Consider the following 18,417-nt stretch of genomic DNA (forward strand, 5'->3'; position numbering starts at 1 on the left):
TGGATAGTGTGATTAAGTAAAAGGGATATGTGTCCAGAAAAAGGGGTACATATCATAAATCACGTACAAAAAGCGGAGTGGGTTGACGGGTTTTGTACCATATTTGACTTAAATCACGTACAAAAAGCGGAAAATAGCTCCGTGTTTTGTAGCGATTTACGGCGTGTTGAGCAACAAACTCGGGAAAACCTTCCGCACTTTGTAGTTCTAATCGGCGTGTTGAAATCGTCAGAAATAGCTAAGAAATATCCAGCAAAAACCCTTGAAACAAAAGGACTTGGGGGGGGGGGTATCTATGCCGTCTGATAGAATGTAAAGGTTAAGATTATGAGTTTGGGAGTTTCAATGTCTAAAGCAAAAGACGTTGCTAGCAAGGGCAATTCGAGCAGCAAGCAGATTAAGCATAAAAGCGCTAAAAATAAGGGCGTTAGTAGTTTAAAGAATGTTTCTTCGCAGAATGCAAATAATGCTTCTGGTCGCATCGGCGTTGCTGCCGTAGCTCTAGCGTCTACGCTGTCTATGTTGTTGCCTGGCGCAACTGCTTTAGCTAAGACTTCTTTTAACGCTGATTCTTTTGATTCGTCTTATGTAAATAGTGTTGCTAAGACTTCTGGCAAGGGTGCTGGGAATGGCAAGGGCAAGGGCGATGGAAACGACTTATATAAGAATGGATTGCTGAACACAGGTGCTACTTCTGAGCGCGCTATGCGACAGATGGTCGGTTCTGTTAAAGAATATTTAGTTAAGAATGCTGATTCTAATGCAGATTCTAACAATAGCGCGGAAGGCGTTAATAATCAGGAAGCGGCTGCTGGCGATTCTTCTGTAAGCGATAAGGATTCTGGCGAGCGTTCTGATGCTGGTTCTGAGGCTAGTAATGATGCTAGTTCTGAGACTGGTTCTGAGGCTGCAACTGATAGTGCAACTGAGACTGCGACTAAGAGTGAGCAAGATAATTCAGATGTAGCAAAACCAGAGAGTAAAGCGGTTAAGAAAGAGCAATCAGCAGAAGTAAAACCAGCTGAGACTCCTGCATCGAAGACGGATGAGGCTCCTGCGTCGAAGACTGAGCTTGCAAAGTCAGAGCTTGCAAAGTCAGAGCTTGCAAAGTCAGAGCCTGCAAATTCTGAGTCTGCTGCAAAGACTGATTCGGCAACGAAGGGTGAGGCCAATCAGAATCCAGCGAAGCCTGCGAACACAGAAACCGCGCAGCCTGAAAACGCGCAAACCGCACAGTCTGCAAGCACACAAAATACGCAGCCTGAAAACGTGCAAAACGCACATCCTGTTGCAAAGAATGGGAAAGAAAAAACAGAGCCAGCTACCGAAAATACTGATTCTGAGAATACTGCTCCTGCAGCCGAACAGTCTACAAGCACTGAAAGCGCACAGCCTACCGCAAAGGCGAAGAATGATTCCACTACGCCAAGAGTGCGTAATCGTAGAGATGTTAATCAAAATGCTCAAAATCCTAACAATGGGGGTAGTGTAACTCCTGCAGATAATGCGCCTGAAACTCCGTCTGCTTCTGCACCTTCAGCAGGTACAGAATCTAGCGCTGGTGTTGGAGCTACAGAGAACACAGACTCAAAAGAGCCAGTTGCAGAAAAACCAGTTGCAAAAGAGCCAAGCGCAAAAGAGCAAGGTACAGAAGGCAATGCAAATGGTGCTGTAGCAGATAGAAGCGGTGAAGGAGCGAATGGCTCCAATAGTGATTCGAATGCAAACAGCCAGGTAATTAAGCCAAATGAGAAGAATCCAGAGGCTTCTGACCAAAACACTGCCAACAGTCAGGTACAAACCGACAAAAAGCCAGAAGCTACATACAATTTAAAAATTCTTTACACTATTAATGGCGCTCCAAATAAGCAGCTTGTTCAGCCATACGAGCTTACGATTGATAAAAATAAGCTGGATACGCTTGATGAACCTGAAAATTATGTGTATGTTAAGCTCCCGCAGTCTGCTGGATACCGCCCTGCCATATATCACAGTGGAGATTACCAGTATTACATTGAAAAAGGTAAAGACGGAAAAGGTAAGAATAAGTACGTTGTTGACGACGGCACAAATGCGGATGCTGTTCGCTACTTGCGCATAAACAAGAAGCTGATTACTGATTACGCTGTAAAGCAAAGGCAGGCTGTTGGGGGGAGCAGCAGTGACCAAACTTCGCAGAATCCATCGCCTACGCAGCAAGGTTCGGACGATGGCATTCAGTACTACGGCGAGTTGAACATAAACTATGCTCCTAAAACAGCTAAGTACTATGTTCGCCACATGCTGCAAGAAGCTGGCAAAGATGAATTCAAAGAAGATGAAGATGTGCCAGGCGCTAAGACCATTACGGTAGGTGGCAAGGAAATTCACGTTACCGAAGTTACTGGCACAGTTGGCTCTAATGTAAGCGCTGTTTCTGTGTATATTCCAGGCTACGAGCCAGAGCACAATTTGATTAGCTCGCCTCTTTCGGATTCTGAAGACGAAAAAGACAAGCTTGTTTTGAATCTTCGCTACTACCGTAAGGCGTATACCGTTACTTACGATTCTGCTGGCGGTACGGATATTACTGCTCAAAAAGTGTATTACCAAAAGTCTGTGCCAACAGTTACTAACCCAACTAAGCGCGGCTACACTTTTAAGGGCTGGCATATTGTTGATCCTGCTGAAGGCACAGAAAATACGCAAAAGGTTAATTTTGATGATAGCTTTAGAATGAAAGATCACGATGTTAAACTTCGTGCAGTTTGGGAAGCTAATAAGACTACCAGCTACCGCGTGAACGTGTGGGTGCAAAAGGCGGATTTGGTCGATAAAGAGCATCCGGATTCGCTTGTAAACTACGACTTTGTTGGTCTTGTTGAGCGCAATAATGTTAAAACTGGCAGCAGCGTTGATCTTAATAACATGAACGATGCTGGCGTTGCTAAGGATACTAGTAAATTAAACGGCACTGATAAAGATAATCCTATTTCGGACCCAGAGCTTGGCTTAACTAAAGAAGAGTTGCAAGGTAAAGATTCTGACCACAAAGATGGCTTAATTGCAAAGTTCAACTGGATGAACGATACGCCTGTAACAAGCTTAGACGGGTACAATACTGATAATCCTGATGATCCGAACAATTATACTATATCTGGCAGCAAAAGAGTTTATAAAGATAAATTCACGCGCTACTTCTATGTGAATAAAAAGCTTACTAAAAGATACACAAAAGATCCTAATAATACAAGCACTAAGCTTTTTGCTAACGACTTAGATAATACTTTTGACTTAGTTTACAATCGCAAGACTTACGAGCTTATTTTTGCTAAGCCTAATAACATTAAGACTGAAATGGGCGCCAATAATGCTGTTATACATAAAAAGAACCGCAAAGGTGAGATAATTAGCTACTGCTACGCTGGTGGCGGTGATTGCTCAGATAAATTAGACAATAAGTCTACTTACACGTATGGCAATAGTTCTAATGAAGTAACTAGCAAAGTTGATCATAAAGGTTACCGTGTAAATGTTCGTTACGGGCAGAGTCTTACTGATTTTTGGCCTAATTCAGATGAAGTAGACTTTATGGATGATGGTAACACTTCTTCATTAGGCTTTGTGATTGGTGGAAATTTTGATGGAGCTACCTATGGTACATATCGTGATACTCCTCCATTCCGTTTAACGAAAGAAGAGTTTGTTGATCCAAAATTCCATTGGATGTATAAAGATGGCAAGGCTCCGCAGATTAGTGACAACCCTGCAGATGATAGTGCGCCAAAGTATACTGTAAAAGATGATCAGCGCCTACTTATTCTTGATTCCCGTGATAATTCTCAACGACGTCAAGCTGATCCTATACAGGTAATCATTAAAAAACAGAGCATTGCATCTGCAAAAAATGGCGATACTGGCGATGATATTAAGTATGAGCTTTCTACAGATTCCTATAGTAAGGATGATACTAGCAGTGGTGATTATGTGTTTCCTCCGTCTTCTATTGCAGGCTTTGAGTCAAAAATAACTGGTCTTAAACCTGACAACAGTAATCGTAAAGATGGTGTTAAGATTAAGGAAAGGTTCGATGCTGATGACTTCTATACAAAAGTACATGATCTTTATGAAGAAGTAACAGGTGAAGATACTCCAGACGATCCTCCAGAAGAAGATAAGGACACTTTTCCTGACCCTGATTATACTTCTGACGAAGATGGTGATGATGGAGGACTTGCTCTTAAAAATTTAAATGATGCTATTGCTGAAAGACTTAAAACTGATCCAGCATATAAGAAATATTACGAGTTTAAAAAGAAGTATCATCTTGAGTTTCGTCGCTACTACGCTGGCGTTGAAGAAAAGCTTAAGTTTGGTGTAGAAAATAATCCTTCACCATTTGACAAAAACAATTGGCTTGAGATGAAGTACAACCGCCAGTCGTACGCCGTGCAGTTTTATAATGCGGACGGCAATGCTATAAAGGACAGCAGTGGCGTTGCTAAAGAAAAACTGCCGTATGAGTATAGCTTGACTAAGCGCGGCAACGATAAATTGACTGGCGAAGATGCAGACTTGTACTACAACAAGGGTGCCGTTAAGTCTTACGATGCTTCTGTAGTTAAAGACGATCTTGGTAATACATCTAAGCAGTTCGATGGCAAGTACACTTTCAAGCTTAATGGCAAGACTTACTCCATCGTTCGCCCTGCTGATTTGCCGGAAGACTACGTGTTTAAAGGATGGGCTGTTGATCAAGCCGGTATTCATCTTATAAATGGCGAGACAAACGACAATAGTGAAGGCGCTGAAGGTGGCAGCAAATCTGGAAGCAAAGCTAAAGGCGAAGTTAAAGATTATACAATGCCAGTCAACGGCATTAAGCTTTACGCTGCGTGGGGTAAGCCAGAAGGTATTAAGCACACTGTAACGCTTGATTACAATATGCCGCAAATCGACGGAAACGGCAATGAAATAAGTGGCTCCCACGTAGTTACGGAAACGAAGTACCCTCGCTACCAATCTATTGACGAAAAGAAGATAGGCACTCCAACGCGCAAAGGCTACGACTTCTACGGCTGGGAGCTTGCTAAAAAGGGCGGTGTGAAAGTAGCAGATCACACCCCATACGCTTTTAGTAACCAAGTAGTAGAAGATATTACGCTTAGAGCTGTGTGGGTTAAGGATACTCGCTACAACGGCACTTTTAAGCACGTGTTCTTAAAGCCAGGCGTAACGTTTAAGCAGTATAACGATGCTAAAAAGACTCACACGGAAGCCGCACTTGTAGACCACGTTTCTACTCAAACGGTTTCCGGCTTGCGCGAGCATTTGCGCTACAATGCGGAAGCAGTCTACAGTGACGAAACGCACTTCCCAGATAAGCATTTCACAAGCTTTGAAGCCTCGAAGGACGAGAGTAAGAATACTGGCGAGTTTGTGTACCAAACGTACAATACGCGCAAGTATAAGGTTCATTACGTAACTGTTGATAAAGACGGCAATAAGAAGGAGCTTCTTCCAGAAAGTGAAGTCAGCTCTGTAAACCAAAAGTACGACGTAGCATTCTACAAGCCGATTGAAGGCTTTATGCCTAGAGAATCGCAGCAGAATATTGAGTATACTACCGATGATGACGGTAAGCAGACTAGCGACAAAGAAATCACTTTTACATATGATGACGTTCGCGTGCTTAAGCGCAAGGACGATACCCAAGCTCGACCAACCAACTACACGCGCTACGTGTTCAAAGTGGCTGATGGCGAACAGAACATGGGAAGTATCGCTGATTACAGTGGTCACACTGCTGGAAAGGATGGTTTAGTCTACGACGTTATTGGAGGCACTAAAGCCTACCAAATGCCTTTGCCTCAAGATCCAGTTGCAAAGCAAGGCTATGAGTTTGCTGGCTGGATTGTTAAGAAGACCGTAAAAGATGCGCACAGTGTTGAAAAAGAAGTAGACGGCATTAATCGTCTACCAGTTCTTTCGGAAACTCAAACGGATCCGAAGGTTGTTTACACGGCTACATTTAAGCTTAAGGCGCCTGTTGCTAATGATTTAAAGGTGCTTACACCAACTCAAAGTCTTGGATCTAACTACACAGCTAAAGATCTTATAAAGAATGCTAATGAGTATCCAGAGGGTGCTACGTTCAGCTTTGCGTCTGGCGCAACATTCGACAGCACTCCAGGCTTGCACAAGATTAAAGTGCAAGTGCATCTTGATGGAAACACTGCTGACACTGAGGTGCTGTACCGTGTGCTGCCGGATTTGGTGTACGCAAGCGATTGGGAGAAGTTTAAGACTAGCGACTACGGCAGCAAGCATAAAGACGAGTATGTGCCGATTACTTTTACTGGTGATTTAAAGCAGGGTATGATTCTTGGCCATGACGGCGAGACTAGCGAAGATAAACCTTCGCTTGTTGCATACGTGTATAAAGATAAGAAGGATATTTCTGTACGCGTGCCGCAAGCCTTTGGTAAGGAATACGAGAAAGACAATTACCACTATGTGTTTAAGGGTTGGGCAACTAAGGTTGTACAGCCTACTACTGATAATCCAAATCCAGAGCAAAAGTTTGACATAAATGCAAGCGATCGCTACACGAGTGTGACTTTGAAAGACGGCGTAACTTACCACGCTGTTTACAAGAAGATTGAATACTTCTCGAGTTCGTCTGACGGTGGTGAAGTTCCTAAGGATGCTGTAGTTGCAATCTTCAAGCCTGCTCCAGGTAGATTGTGGGATGACAAAACAAGCGGCCCTAAGGTGTTCTACGTAAAGAAGGGCACTGATCTTGAGAAGATTACAAAAAATGGAAGTAAAGCATTAGATTGGCTTAATAGTCAGCTAACTGGCGCTAAGGGAACTTGGTCTCGAAGCAGCATGCGTAATGATGGATCTGACGTTAAAGCTATTGAACCAGTTAAAAGTTGGATTGTTAATGAATCCTTCCAAGAGTTCGTTGCAGATCAAACTCCTTTAGCTACTCCAGATGCTAAGAATGATACTTTGCTTGCAATTCGTGGAGATAAAAGTACTCTTCCAAGTCCAGAAAAGTACATTGCTAATTATGATTCTTTGATTGATAAAACAAAGAATCCAAATGTAAAGAGTGTGAAAGTTGAGTATGCATCTACTGCTCCGACTGTTGATAAAGCTGGCGTTTACACTGTTCCGTTAATAGTCCGTGTTACGTATAACGACTTTAAAGATCCTTCTACTCATAAGGATTATTATGATTATAAGATTGTTGGCAAGCTTAAAGTAATGCACGACTTGATTTACGGAGATAAAAATACAGATACTACTAAGCCAGGCTCTACTACACCATTAACTCCTGAGCAGAAGGCTGAGCAGGCGAAGATTAAGGAGCATTATGCAGAAATCAAGTTTGTTAATAGCTTTAATAGCCAAAGTGCAGAGCAAGGATCTTCTTCTTCTGCAGAATCTGAAGGAACTATTGATGGCCGTAAGATTTACTACACATATAAGAATATTACAGCTAAATCTTCTGGCGTAAAAGCGCCGCAAGCTGTTGGCCAGGATTACGACGCAAAAGGCTATCATTACGAGTTCCAAGGCTGGGAGATGCATGAAGGTACTACATCTGTAGCAAATTCGGCTAATACGCCAAATACTGCGAATGGTGCAAATATTGCTGCGCCAGTTCCTGTTATGACACTATATGCTGCTACGGCACCAAGCCCTACTACTATGCCTAATCCGCAGGAAGTTAAGCTGTATTCTAATGCTGAAATTGCTGATTTGAAGTTTGATAAAGACACTACTTTTGTAGCTGTTTATAAGCTTGTGAAGAACGTAATCGACGCTTCTACAACGAAGAAGGCATTGGAAGGATACATTCCTGCAGTGTTCCTTCCAGAAATCGGTCACCGCTGGATGGATGGCGAATATAAGCCGAAGCTGCTATATATTCGTCCTTCTACTAAAGACCGCAACATCAATATTAGCTTTATGAAGAAAGTTGCTGGTGATACCGGCAAAGAGCTTTATGGATTTAGCAAGTGGCGTATGTTTACAGCTCAAGGTGCTAAACTTAATACTTCTGTTGATAGTTCATGGGATATCTCGGCTCCGCTCATGTTTGTTGCTGAGCAAACTGGTGTTTCCGACATTACTATTCCAGAAACAATCGTTAGCGCGGGCGATGCGATTCCAGACGTTAATAAGCTCGTACATAACACTGATTCTAGAGTGACTGTAAAGATAAATCACATTTACGGTCAAGGCGTTAAGCCTAAGGATTCTAAGGAAACGGACGATAGCAAGCGCGTATATAGACCTGGAACTGCAACTGTTGTTGTAGATGTTACGAGGCCAACTGACGTTGAAGGACAAAAACTTACAACGCAAATTCCAATTCGCGTGCGCGTTTTGCCAAATGTTATTGCGGATCAGGATTTGCCTGCGGCTGGCACGATTGAGGATGAGTTTATTAGTAAAAACTACACTAAGTTTACTTATGTAACTGATCCTAACGGTAAGATGATGTCTAATGTGCACACGTATTGGGTGCGTAAGGGCAAAGAGTCTGCAATAAAGGATTATATTCCAGACGTTCTTGCAAATAATGGCTACGTGTTCAAGGATTGGATGACTTTATCTTCTCTTAACAAAGATGATAATAGAAAAGCGTCTGATTCTGATCGTGAAGCCTTAGCTAAGATTGCAGAGTTGTGTGGAAAGAATTACTTAGCGCATATAATACGTGGGTCTAAGAACTCTACGCTTGCTGCGTTGAAGAATCTGCTTCTTGAGACTAAGCCGAGCGAATATATGCAGTATGCTGCATCTCGTGAGAAGCTTGCGCGAATTGCGGAAGATTCTGGTAAGTCGTTTGTTGCAAGCATCATACGTAAATCAGAGAAGTCAAGTATTGCTGATTTGGAGAATCTGCTCGCTGAGGCTGGTGTTAAGGATGCTCGTATTGTTCTGCCAAATGTAGAAACTGATACGATTATTGTTGCAAACTTTGAGCAGATGGATCCTGTGGAGTTTAAGTTTAGCGGCAAGGCGGTTGAGGGAGTTCCTGCAACGTTTACGCTTGCAAACTTAACTAGGGGAGTTCTTAATGCTGACGGAACAACGAATGCAACCGCAACTGTTTCAGTTGATAATAAACAGTTTATTGTTAATGCGTTGTCTAGTAGTAGTAGTTTGGAACAGCTTGGAATTTCTCATTCTTGCAGCGGCACGACTTGCACGATTTCTGGTACCCCTAAGATTGTTGATGGTAAGAAGATTGTTGAGCTTACTTTCACGAGTGTAGATAAGTATGGTCGCAAAGCTGTGGTGACGGTTGATATTGAAGTGCTTCCAGCATCGAATGATGTTAATCCAACGCCAGTGCCAACACCGCAGCCAACGCCTGAGCCTGATCAAGCGGAACCTGATTATTCAACAGTTCCTTCGGATTATGTTGTGCCAGCGCCTAAACCTATGCCAGCTCCAGCGCCTGCTCCTGCTGAGCCTTTGCAAGACCAGCAAGAGACTAGTGTTGAAGCCTATGCGCTGCCTCAAACAGGTGTTGACGCTTCGCAATCTGCGTTAATCGCAAGCTTGTTAGCGTCTGTTGGTTTTGCTGGATTCGCTGCTAAGCATAGGAGAAAGCGCGAAGATGGTAAGAATAACTAAGCGAGTCGAGGGTAGTAACTAAAATAGCGAAGGTTCCGGTTCACGCTTAGCTATTGGGGCTTTGCGACCCGGGTCGCCCGAATTCCATAGGAGACATTATGAAGCAGGGTATTCATCCCGACTATCACGCAGTGCAGGTTACCTGCTCTTGCGGAGACACTTTTGTAACTCGTTCCACCGCAAATGGCGATCATATGACGGTTGACGTGTGCTCAAAGTGCCACCCATTCTATACCGGCAAGCAGAAGATTCTCGATACCGGCGGCCGCGTGGCTCGCTTCGAGAAGCGCTACGGTAAGAAGACTAAGTAGCTTTTTAATCGCCAGCCCTGCTTTCGTGTAACTTCGCGGAATCGGGGCTGGCGTTTTATGTGCTAAACATGCGTGTATCTTGTAATATTTAAATTTAATATTTTCGATTTAAAAATCCGCGTTATGCGCGACTATAAAGGAACAAAATGGCCGAGTCAATAGATGAGCAATTCCCAGCAGCGGTTACAGCTCTAAACGAATACCGCGATATTGAAAATCGCATGGGAGAGCCAGAAGTAGCGTCTAATCCAGACGCAATCCGCAAGCTCGGTCGTAGGCACGCAGAACTCGGATCAATCGTAAGCGCGTACTTAAATTACAAGCAGCTTTGCGAAGACTACGAAGTTGCCAGCGAGATGGCAAGCGAAGACGAAGACTTAGCAAAAGAAGCAAAACATTTAGAAGAACAAATTCCAGCAGCAAAAGAAAAGCTTCGCACAGCGCTGATTCCTAGAGATCCAGACGATGCGCGAGACATGATTATGGAAATCAAAGCTGGCACGGGCGGCGAAGAAGCGGCTCTGTTTGCTGGCGATTTATTGCGCATGTACATGCGTTACGCGGAAAAGCGCGGCTGGACTACCGTAATCCAAAGCGAAAACGCGACGGAACTTGGCGGCGTAAAAGACGTGCAGCTTGCGATTCGCGCAAAAGGCACGCCTGCTCCAGAAGACGGCGTGTGGGCAAGCATGAAGTACGAGGGCGGAGTGCATCGCGTGCAGCGAATTCCAGTTACGGAATCGCAAGGGCGTATTCAAACTTCCGCAGCTGGCGTAATCGTGTTCCCAGAAGCAGACGAAGACGATGACGAAATCGAAATCGATCCAAAAGACCTTAAAATCGACATTTTCATGAGCTCCGGTCCTGGCGGACAGTCCGTGAACACTACGTATTCCGCAGTTCGCATGACGCATATTCCAACTGGAATTGTTGTTAGCATGCAAGATGAAAAGTCGCAGATTCAAAACCGTGCGGCCGCACTTCGCGTGCTAAAGTCGCGTTTGCTTGCCATGAAGCATGAGCAGGAGGCGGCTGAGGCGGCAGATATGCGCCATTCTCAGGTGCGCTCATTGGACCGCTCTGAGCGAATCCGCACATACAACTTCCCAGAAAATCGTATTGTGGACCATCGCACAAACTACAAGGCGTACAATCTTGACCAGGTGCTTAACGGCGACTTGCAAGCGGTTATAGACAGCGATATTCAGGCGGATGAAGCCGATCGCTTAGCTAATGCCAAGTAAGTTAAGTTAAGTTAGCCAAGTAAGCTAAGTACGCTAAGTAATCTAAGTAAAATCACCACGTGGCTTGTAAAATGCAAGAAATTTTGCACATTTTGCGCACATCTGCCGAAAAACTTGAAGATGCAGGTGTAGAGTCGGCAGAATACGACGCACGTTTACTGCTAGCACACGCTTGTGGCGTAAGTTTGGCAGACTTAAACAAAGCGCTAATACTTGGCGATTTTAAGGATTTTTCGCCCGATTATGCTAGCAAATATAGCGATTTTATATCTAGACGTGCTTCGCGCGAGCCGTTGCAACACATTATTGGATGCGCAACTTTTCGCTACATAGACCTAATAGTTGGCAAAGGCGTTTTTGTGCCAAGGCCCGAAACAGAAGTGGTAGTTCAAGAGGGAATAGATTGGATTCGCGCAAATAATCTAAAAAATCCTATTGTTTTAGACTTGTGTGCAGGCTCGGGAGCAATCGGACTATCGGTTGCAAGCGAAGTTGCAAACGCGCAAGTGTGGGCTGTGGAAAAATCGCCCATAGCTTTTGAATATTTGCAAAAAAACTACCGCAAAATCGCAGAAAAATATGATATTTCAAACAGATATCACGCAATATTAGGCGATGCTACAAACGTTAATCTGCCTGAAACAGCTGCGATTAAAGAGAAAGTAGACGTAGTAATCACAAACCCACCATACGTGCCAGAAAGCCAGCCAGTAGAGCAGATTGAAGCTCGCGACTACGACCCTAAAATGGCGCTATATGGTGGATCTAAAGACGGACTACTTATACCGCAAAAAATTATGGAAGCTAGTTTTGCGTATTTGCGTATGGGTGGAATAATGATTATGGAACACGATATTACGCAAGGCAAAGCTCTTGAAGATTATGCAAAAAACGTAGGATTTAGCAGCGCAAAAGTCAAAAACGACTTAACAGACAGAGCAAGATTTGTAGTATGCAAAAAATTGTAGTATGCAAAAAAGAGGCTAAAAATGAGTAAAATTTGCACGATTAACGAAGAATCATTGCAACTCGCGGCGCAAATAATCAACGCGGGCGGAGTAATTGTAGTGCCAACAGACACAGTTTACGGAGTGGCGTGCGACCCATTTAACGAGGCGGCAGTAGCGAAAATCTACCAACTAAAACGCAGGCCGCGCACAAAAGCCTTGCAAATACTTATGAGCAGTGTGAGTGACTTAGAAAAACTTGGGCTTTACTTGCCAAGCCCACTAGACGTGCTGGCGGAAAAATTCCTGCCAGGCGGATACTCACCAATCGCGCGCGCAAAAAAAGATTCGGTAGCTACAAGGCTTGCTACGCTTTGTAAAGCAGATGAAAGCAGTAAGAAATGTGAAGCAACGCAAGGCGTGCGCGTTCCAGATTGCCCAGAGCTAATGAAAATTTTGCGCGTTACGGGCCCATTGGCTGCATCCAGCGCAAACCGCAGCGGAAACGAGAGCGCAGATAGCGTGGAAGAAGCGTTCGAGGCTTTTGGAGACGAAATTCCGCTGTACTTAAACGCGGGGCCAACGCGTTCGCATGTAGCAAGCACTGTAGTTGGCGCGGATTCAGCAGACGCGGACGGAATTGTGATTTTGCGCGAAGGCGTAATAAGCGAAGAACAGATAAGAGCAGAAAGTCGCAAGAAATGAGGGTATACCTGTTTATAGCAGCAATCGCAGGAGGCGCAACGTGGCTAATAATGCCGCTTGTACGTCATCTTGCAATTCGCATAGGAGCCGTAGGAAAAGTGCGCGCTCGCGACGTTCACACAATACCTACGCCCCGTATGGGTGGGGTTGGAATGCTATTTGGCTTTGCGGTGTCGATGGCGTTTGCAAGCTCCATGCCTTTTATTTCTGGGCTTTTTGCAGGAACACATCAGCCGTGGGTGGTTTTGGCTGGAGCTGTACTCATATGTCTTTTGGGTGTTTGCGACGACATTTGGGATTTAGATTGGATGCTAAAACTTGCAGGTCAATTGCTAATAGCTGTTTTTGTGGCGTGGGGAGGATTGCAAATCGTAGCGTTGCCGCTCGGCTCTTTAGTTACAGCGTCTCCGAGTCTTTCAATCGCAATAACCGCAATACTAATCGTGGCTTCAATTAATGCAGTCAACTTTGTAGACGGACTAGATGGGCTGGCTTCTGGAATTGTAGCAATTGGCGGAATCGCATTCGCAACATACTCTTATATTCTTGCACGCACATCTCCAAGCTACGCTTCAATGGCAACTCTTATAGACGTTGCAATGGTGGGAATGTGCGTAGGATTTATTTTGCACAATTGGCATCCAGCGAAGCTTTTTATGGGCGATTCTGGCTCCATGCTAATCGGGTATTTAATAACTTGCGCATCTATTATAATGACGGGTCACTTAGACCCATCTTCCGTGCACACGAGCATCTATTTGCCAGTGTTTATGCCTATTTTGCTTCCGATTTTAGTGCTGTTTTTGCCAGTGTTAGACATGTGTTTAGCAATATGCAGAAGGCTTGCAAAAGGGCAGTCGCCAATGCATCCAGACCGCATGCATTTGCATCACAGAATGTTGCGTATTGGGCATTCTGTGCAAGGCGCGGTGCTTATTTTGTGGGGATGGGCGGCGCTTATATCTTTTGGGTCAATAATGATTCTGTTCTTTAAAGCCGTTTACGTGCTTGTTGGCATGATTATTGCGGCGGCGCTGCTTACAGTGCTTACGATGATGCCATATTTGCGCAGGCGGCTGCCGGAGTTACGAAATTCGTAAAATCGTAAAAAGCGGAATGTGCTTTAATTGATGCTAATCGCAGTACCCATAGCATTAGTCGTAGATGATCGTAGATAATCATAGATAGTCGCAGATAGTCGTAGATAGTCGTAGATAATCGCGCTGTAGTAGTTTTATATCAAAATCGCCACTAAATATTGTGTATGAAACGCGACTTTTGCAAACGTCATAGCAAAAACGTATAGTAACCCTATGGTTACAACTGATATGAACATGCAATCTGCGTATACTCCTGTTCCTCCAATTTTCGAAAAGCTCGGCCTCGCATATGACGATGTGCTGTTGCTTCCAAACGAAACCGATGTAATTCCATCCGAAGTAGATACAACTACTCATCTAACTCGCGAAATCACTATGAAAGTGCCTGCAATTTCTGCAGCAATGGACACTGTGACCGAGTCGGATATGGCTATTGCAATGGCTAGAAATGGTGGAATTGGCGTACTTCACCGCAATCTTTCCATTGATGATCAAGCTGCGCAAGTAGATATTGTTAAGCGCAGCGAGTCGGGTATGATTACCGACCCTCTTACTGTTCACCCAGATGCAACGCTCGCCGATTTAGATAAATTGTGCGGGCGCTTCCATATTTCGGGCTTGCCAGTAGTAGATGGCGAAAATCGTTTAGTTGGCATTATTACCAATCGCGATATGCGATTCATTGCTTCCGAAGACTACGACCGCTTAAAGGTTAAGGATGTAATGACGCGCGAAAATCTTGTAACTGGTCCTTCTAATATTTCTAAAGAAGACGCGCATCGCTTGCTTGCGGAAAACAAGGTTGAAAAGCTGCCGCTGGTTGATAATGAAGGCAAGCTTACGGGCTTGATTACTGTTAAGGACTTTGTTAAGACTGAGCAGTACCCAGACGCAACTAAAGACGACCAGGGTCGCTTGCGTGTGGCCGCTGGCATTGGATTCCTTGGAGATGCTTGGCAGCGTGCGTGCGCGCTTATGGAAGCTGGCGTAGACGTTCTTGTGGTTGATACCGCAAACGGCGAAGCTCGCTTGGCGTTAGACATGATTCGCCGAATTAAGGCAGATAAGGCTTTTAACGGCGTGCAGATTATTGGCGGAAATATTGCTACTCGCCAGGGTGCGCAGGCTATGATTGACGCTGGAGTTGACGCTGTAAAGGTTGGCGTTGGTCCAGGCTCTATTTGCACTACGCGAGTTGTTGCAGGCGTTGGTGTGCCTCAGCTTACTGCTGTTTATGACGCGGCTCAAGCTTGCAAGGCTGCTGGCGTACCATGCATTGCTGATGGTGGTATTCACTATTCTGGAGATATTGCTAAGGCTTTGGTTGCAGGCGCAAACACTGTTATGCTTGGTGGTACTTTGGCTGGATGTGAGGAAGCTCCAGGCGAGAAGGTTTTGCTTCACGGCAAGCAATACAAGCTTTATCGTGGCATGGGTTCGCTTGGCGCAATGGCTCCTCGCGGAAAGAAGTCTTATTCTAAGGATCGTTACTTCCAGGCAGACGTTACTAGCTCCGATAAGGTGGTTCCAGAAGGCGTGGAAGGCGAAGTTCCATACCGCGGCCCACTTAACGCTGTGCTTTACCAGCTTCTTGGCGGTTTGCATCAGTCTATGTTCTACGTTGGTGCTCACAATATTGAGGAGCTTCATGAGCGCGGTCGCTTTATTCGTATTACGGATGCAGGCCTTAGGGAATCGCATCCTCACGATATTGTGATGACTGCAGAAGCGCCAAACTACAGCGGTTTCCACAACTAAATCGCAAGTTGTGCGTGAGTTGTGCGCGAGTTGCGCGTATAAGTCGCGATTAAATCGCGTATAAGTCGCGTATAAATCGCAAGTAATTTTGCACTAAACGGCGAAAAGTTAAGCAAGTTATCTACAACTTGCCTGCTTTTCGTCGTTTTTAATACGCGCCTCGTCGGTGGGAAGATGTAGGCTGATGGGTTCGAAAAAATATTAGGAAAGGAACGAAAATGGCAGAAGCTAAGGAAGATCTTACTTTTACGCCGGAAGAATCGCGCTTAATTTGGATTGATTGCGAGATGACTGGTCTCGATATTTTCCACGACGAATTATGCGAAGTGTCTGTAGTTCCAACTGATTTTAATTTGAAAGTTCTAGACGATGGCATTGATTTAGTGATTAAGCCAAGTGATGCTGCCGTGAATCACATGAACGATTTTGTGCGAAATATGCACACGTCTTCTGGGCTTGTTGACGAGTGGAATAAAAACGGTTTACCGCTAGAAGAAGCGCAGAAGCAGATTGTTGAGTATGTAAAGCGCTTTTTGCCAGAGCGCGGAAAAGCGCATCTTGCAGGAAACTCCGTTGGCTCAGACAAAAAGTTCCTCGACCGATACATGCCAGATTTAATGGCAAATTTGCATTACCGCGTAATCGACGTAAGCACATTGAAGGAGATTTCGCGCAGACTTTACCCAGACGTTTACCGCAATAAGCCAGCGAAACACGGCGGTCACCGTGCGCTCGCGGATATTATTGAGTCGATTGACGAGTTGCGCTACTACCGAGACATGATGTTTGTGCCAGCTCCAGGACCAAGCGAGGCTCAGGCAAAAGCGGGTGCACAGCACATTGAAAGCACGAGCCTGCTTCGCGATTACGAGCGCCGCGGTGAAGCGCTAGAAGATGTAAATTCCGCAGAAAAGCGCGATTATTAAACGAAGCGTGATTATTAAACGCATTAAACGCATTAAACGTAAATAGCGTAAATAGCGCAAATAAAAGGTGCTGCCAATGAAGCAATCGGAAGCGTTAGAAATAATAAACGCGGGTGCAAGCGTGTTCTTAACGGGCGCTCCAGGGTCTGGAAAAACGTATGTTTTAAACCAGGCGGTTCGCTCAATGCGCGAAAACGGTTTAAGCGTTGCTGTAACAGCTTCAACGGGTATTGCAGCAACTCATTTAAACGGCCAAACTATTCACTCGTGGAGTGGAACAGGCGTTGCAAACGCGCTTACCGATTCGCTTCTTAAAACCATTAGGTCTAGGCGCGCAAAGCGCATAAAAGCCACGGATGTGCTTGTGTTGGACGAAGTTTCCATGATTCACGCTTGGCTTTTCGACATGGTTGACGAAGTGTGCCGTAAGTTGCGCAAAAATGATTTGCCATTTGGCGGCCTTCAAGTGGTGGTTTCTGGCGATTTCTTTCAGCTTCCGCCCGTTAGTACGTCTACGCGAAATCGCGATGTATTCGAGCCTAGCCCGGAGTTTATTGCATCGCGCGAAAAATATGCGGCCGCTGGCAAAAATCCCGAAGGCTATATTACGGAATCGTTTGCGTGGGATTCTTTAAAGCCCGTTGTGTGCTATTTAACAGAGCAACACAGGCAAGATGATGGCAAGTTGCTTAATGTTTTAACGGATATTCGCTGCGGGCGTGTGAGCGAGGCTGATAAGCAAATTCTTGCGGAGCGTCTTGGCGAATATCCTCAAGATGGCGAAGTTTCGGTTCATCTTTTTCCAACAAACGCGCAAGCAGACGGCTTAAATAATGTGCAGCTTGCAGCAATCGACTCTGAGCCTCACGAGTTTGTAGCAACAGAAGCTGGGCCAAAAAATCTTGTAGATCGCTTAAAAAAGAACATGCTTGCCCCCGAGCGTCTTGTGCTAAAGGCTGGTGCAGCTGTAATGGCTTTGCGAAACGACCAAGATAAGCAATATGTAAACGGCTCTGTTGGGCGCGTATTGCGATTTGTGCCTGAATCCAAAGGTGGCTGGCCTATTGTTGAGTTTGAAAACGGCAATATTGTTACTCTTAAGCCTGCTGCGTGGGAGATGACGGATGGCGAAACGGTTCTTGCTAGCGTAAATCAAGTGCCACTTAGATGTGCGTGGGGAATTACGATTCATAAGTCGCAAGGCATGACGCTTGATAGTGCTGTTATGGATTTGCGCCGTACTTTTGCGCCTGGAATGGGCTATGTTGCGCTTTCGCGTGTGGAAAATTTGAGCGGGCTTTATTTAGAGGGCATTAATGACAGCGCGTTTAGTGTTTGCACGGATGCTGTGATTCTTGATGGTTCTTTGCGTGAAGCTTCTAAACGCGCTAGTGAGCTGCTTGCTAGCGAGGGCGTTCGTGCGTTTGAAGCTGGTAAGGCAAATGGTGATTCTGCGAATCAGCAAGAGTTTGATATTTTCGCCTCTAGCGATTACGCAGATAATGATGAATTTTCCTTCGACGACGAGTTTTAGATTTAGTTTTTGTTTAAACGGTGTTCTTGCTTTTGTTTCCCGAATTGGCCGAAATGGGAACAAACGTGGGGGAAAGTAAACAAACGCGGGCGCGACGACCTGCCTTCGAGCTTAAAGCGTAGCGCGCGAACGATTCTCGTGTTGTGTTCCGCTTTTTGTACCATTTTTGGCCAAATGATATGTACCCCTTTTTCTGGACACATATCCCTTTTACTTAATCACACTATCCACGCTGCGTGGATACTTCCCT

At 44.9% G+C, this 18,417-nt stretch carries 10 protein-coding genes; all 10 read left to right on the forward strand.

Going from position 1 to position 18,417, the window contains the following annotated elements:
* Window positions 1-27 precede the first annotated feature (27 nt).
* The 10 genes from QP420_RS06160 (at window position 28) to QP420_RS06205 (ending at window position 18,167) form a co-directional block, all read left to right on the forward strand.
* Entirely contained in the window at window positions 28-306 is a 279-nt protein-coding gene (locus QP420_RS06160) for a hypothetical protein (RefSeq protein ID WP_481616861.1), read from the forward strand.
* A gap of 39 nt (window positions 307-345) precedes the next feature.
* Window positions 346-9,642 carry an InlB B-repeat-containing protein gene (locus QP420_RS06165; RefSeq protein ID WP_481616865.1) on the forward strand — a complete coding sequence of 3,099 codons (9,297 nt, stop codon included), beginning with the start codon at window positions 346-348 and terminating at the stop codon, window positions 9,640-9,642.
* A gap of 98 nt (window positions 9,643-9,740) precedes the next feature.
* Window positions 9,741-9,953: a 50S ribosomal protein L31 gene (rpmE, locus tag QP420_RS06170; RefSeq protein WP_004114884.1), complete on the forward strand. Its 213-nt coding sequence runs from the start codon at window positions 9,741-9,743 to the stop codon at window positions 9,951-9,953.
* Between the two features lie 146 nt (window positions 9,954-10,099).
* Window positions 10,100-11,197: a peptide chain release factor 1 gene (gene prfA, locus QP420_RS06175; RefSeq protein ID WP_060787225.1), complete on the forward strand. Its 1,098-nt coding sequence runs from the start codon at window positions 10,100-10,102 to the stop codon at window positions 11,195-11,197.
* A gap of 71 nt (window positions 11,198-11,268) precedes the next feature.
* On the forward strand, window positions 11,269-12,165 hold the full coding sequence (gene prmC, locus QP420_RS06180; protein ID WP_481616862.1) for a peptide chain release factor N(5)-glutamine methyltransferase: 897 nt from the start codon (window positions 11,269-11,271) through the stop codon (window positions 12,163-12,165).
* Between the two features lie 21 nt (window positions 12,166-12,186).
* Complete coding sequence (locus QP420_RS06185) at window positions 12,187-12,849, forward strand: L-threonylcarbamoyladenylate synthase (protein ID WP_464405137.1); 663 nt, start codon at window positions 12,187-12,189, stop codon at window positions 12,847-12,849.
* A complete protein-coding gene (locus tag QP420_RS06190) occupies window positions 12,846-13,949 on the forward strand; it encodes an MraY family glycosyltransferase (RefSeq protein WP_464405135.1) in 1,104 nt (367 codons plus the stop codon). The genes QP420_RS06185 and QP420_RS06190 overlap by 4 nt, the downstream gene beginning before the upstream one ends.
* Before the next feature lie 213 nt (window positions 13,950-14,162).
* Window positions 14,163-15,707 (forward strand): IMP dehydrogenase, encoded by a 1,545-nt coding sequence (gene guaB / locus QP420_RS06195; RefSeq protein ID WP_481616863.1) that lies wholly within the window; start codon window positions 14,163-14,165, stop codon window positions 15,705-15,707.
* 218 nt (window positions 15,708-15,925) lie between these two features.
* Window positions 15,926-16,633 carry an oligoribonuclease gene (gene orn / locus QP420_RS06200; protein ID WP_060787232.1) on the forward strand — a complete coding sequence of 236 codons (708 nt, stop codon included), beginning with the start codon at window positions 15,926-15,928 and terminating at the stop codon, window positions 16,631-16,633.
* 76 nt (window positions 16,634-16,709) lie between these two features.
* Window positions 16,710-18,167 (forward strand): PIF1 family DEAD/DEAH box helicase, encoded by a 1,458-nt coding sequence (locus QP420_RS06205; RefSeq protein WP_481616864.1) that lies wholly within the window; start codon window positions 16,710-16,712, stop codon window positions 18,165-18,167.
* Window positions 18,168-18,417 lie beyond the last annotated feature (250 nt).

This window comes from Bifidobacterium sp. UMB1197, assembly GCF_030217745.1.
Classification (GTDB): domain Bacteria; phylum Actinomycetota; class Actinomycetes; order Actinomycetales; family Bifidobacteriaceae; genus Bifidobacterium; species Bifidobacterium vaginale_B.

Excerpts from the sequence above, each read along its gene's own strand:
- prmC (WP_481616862.1), top strand. The coding sequence starts at position 11,269 with ATGCAAGAAATTTTGCACATTTTGCGCACATCTGCCGAAAAACTTGAA.
- orn (WP_060787232.1), top strand. The coding sequence starts at position 15,926 with ATGGCAGAAGCTAAGGAAGATCTTACTTTTACGCCGGAAGAATCGCGC.
- QP420_RS06190 (WP_464405135.1), top strand. The coding sequence starts at position 12,846 with ATGAGGGTATACCTGTTTATAGCAGCAATCGCAGGAGGCGCAACGTGG.
- QP420_RS06160 (WP_481616861.1), top strand. The coding sequence starts at position 28 with ATGTGTCCAGAAAAAGGGGTACATATCATAAATCACGTACAAAAAGCG.
- QP420_RS06185 (WP_464405137.1), top strand. The coding sequence starts at position 12,187 with ATGAGTAAAATTTGCACGATTAACGAAGAATCATTGCAACTCGCGGCG.
- prfA (WP_060787225.1), top strand. The coding sequence starts at position 10,100 with ATGGCCGAGTCAATAGATGAGCAATTCCCAGCAGCGGTTACAGCTCTA.
- QP420_RS06205 (WP_481616864.1), top strand. The coding sequence starts at position 16,710 with ATGAAGCAATCGGAAGCGTTAGAAATAATAAACGCGGGTGCAAGCGTG.
- rpmE (WP_004114884.1), top strand. The coding sequence starts at position 9,741 with ATGAAGCAGGGTATTCATCCCGACTATCACGCAGTGCAGGTTACCTGC.
- guaB (WP_481616863.1), top strand. The coding sequence starts at position 14,163 with ATGGTTACAACTGATATGAACATGCAATCTGCGTATACTCCTGTTCCT.
- QP420_RS06165 (WP_481616865.1), top strand. The coding sequence starts at position 346 with ATGTCTAAAGCAAAAGACGTTGCTAGCAAGGGCAATTCGAGCAGCAAG.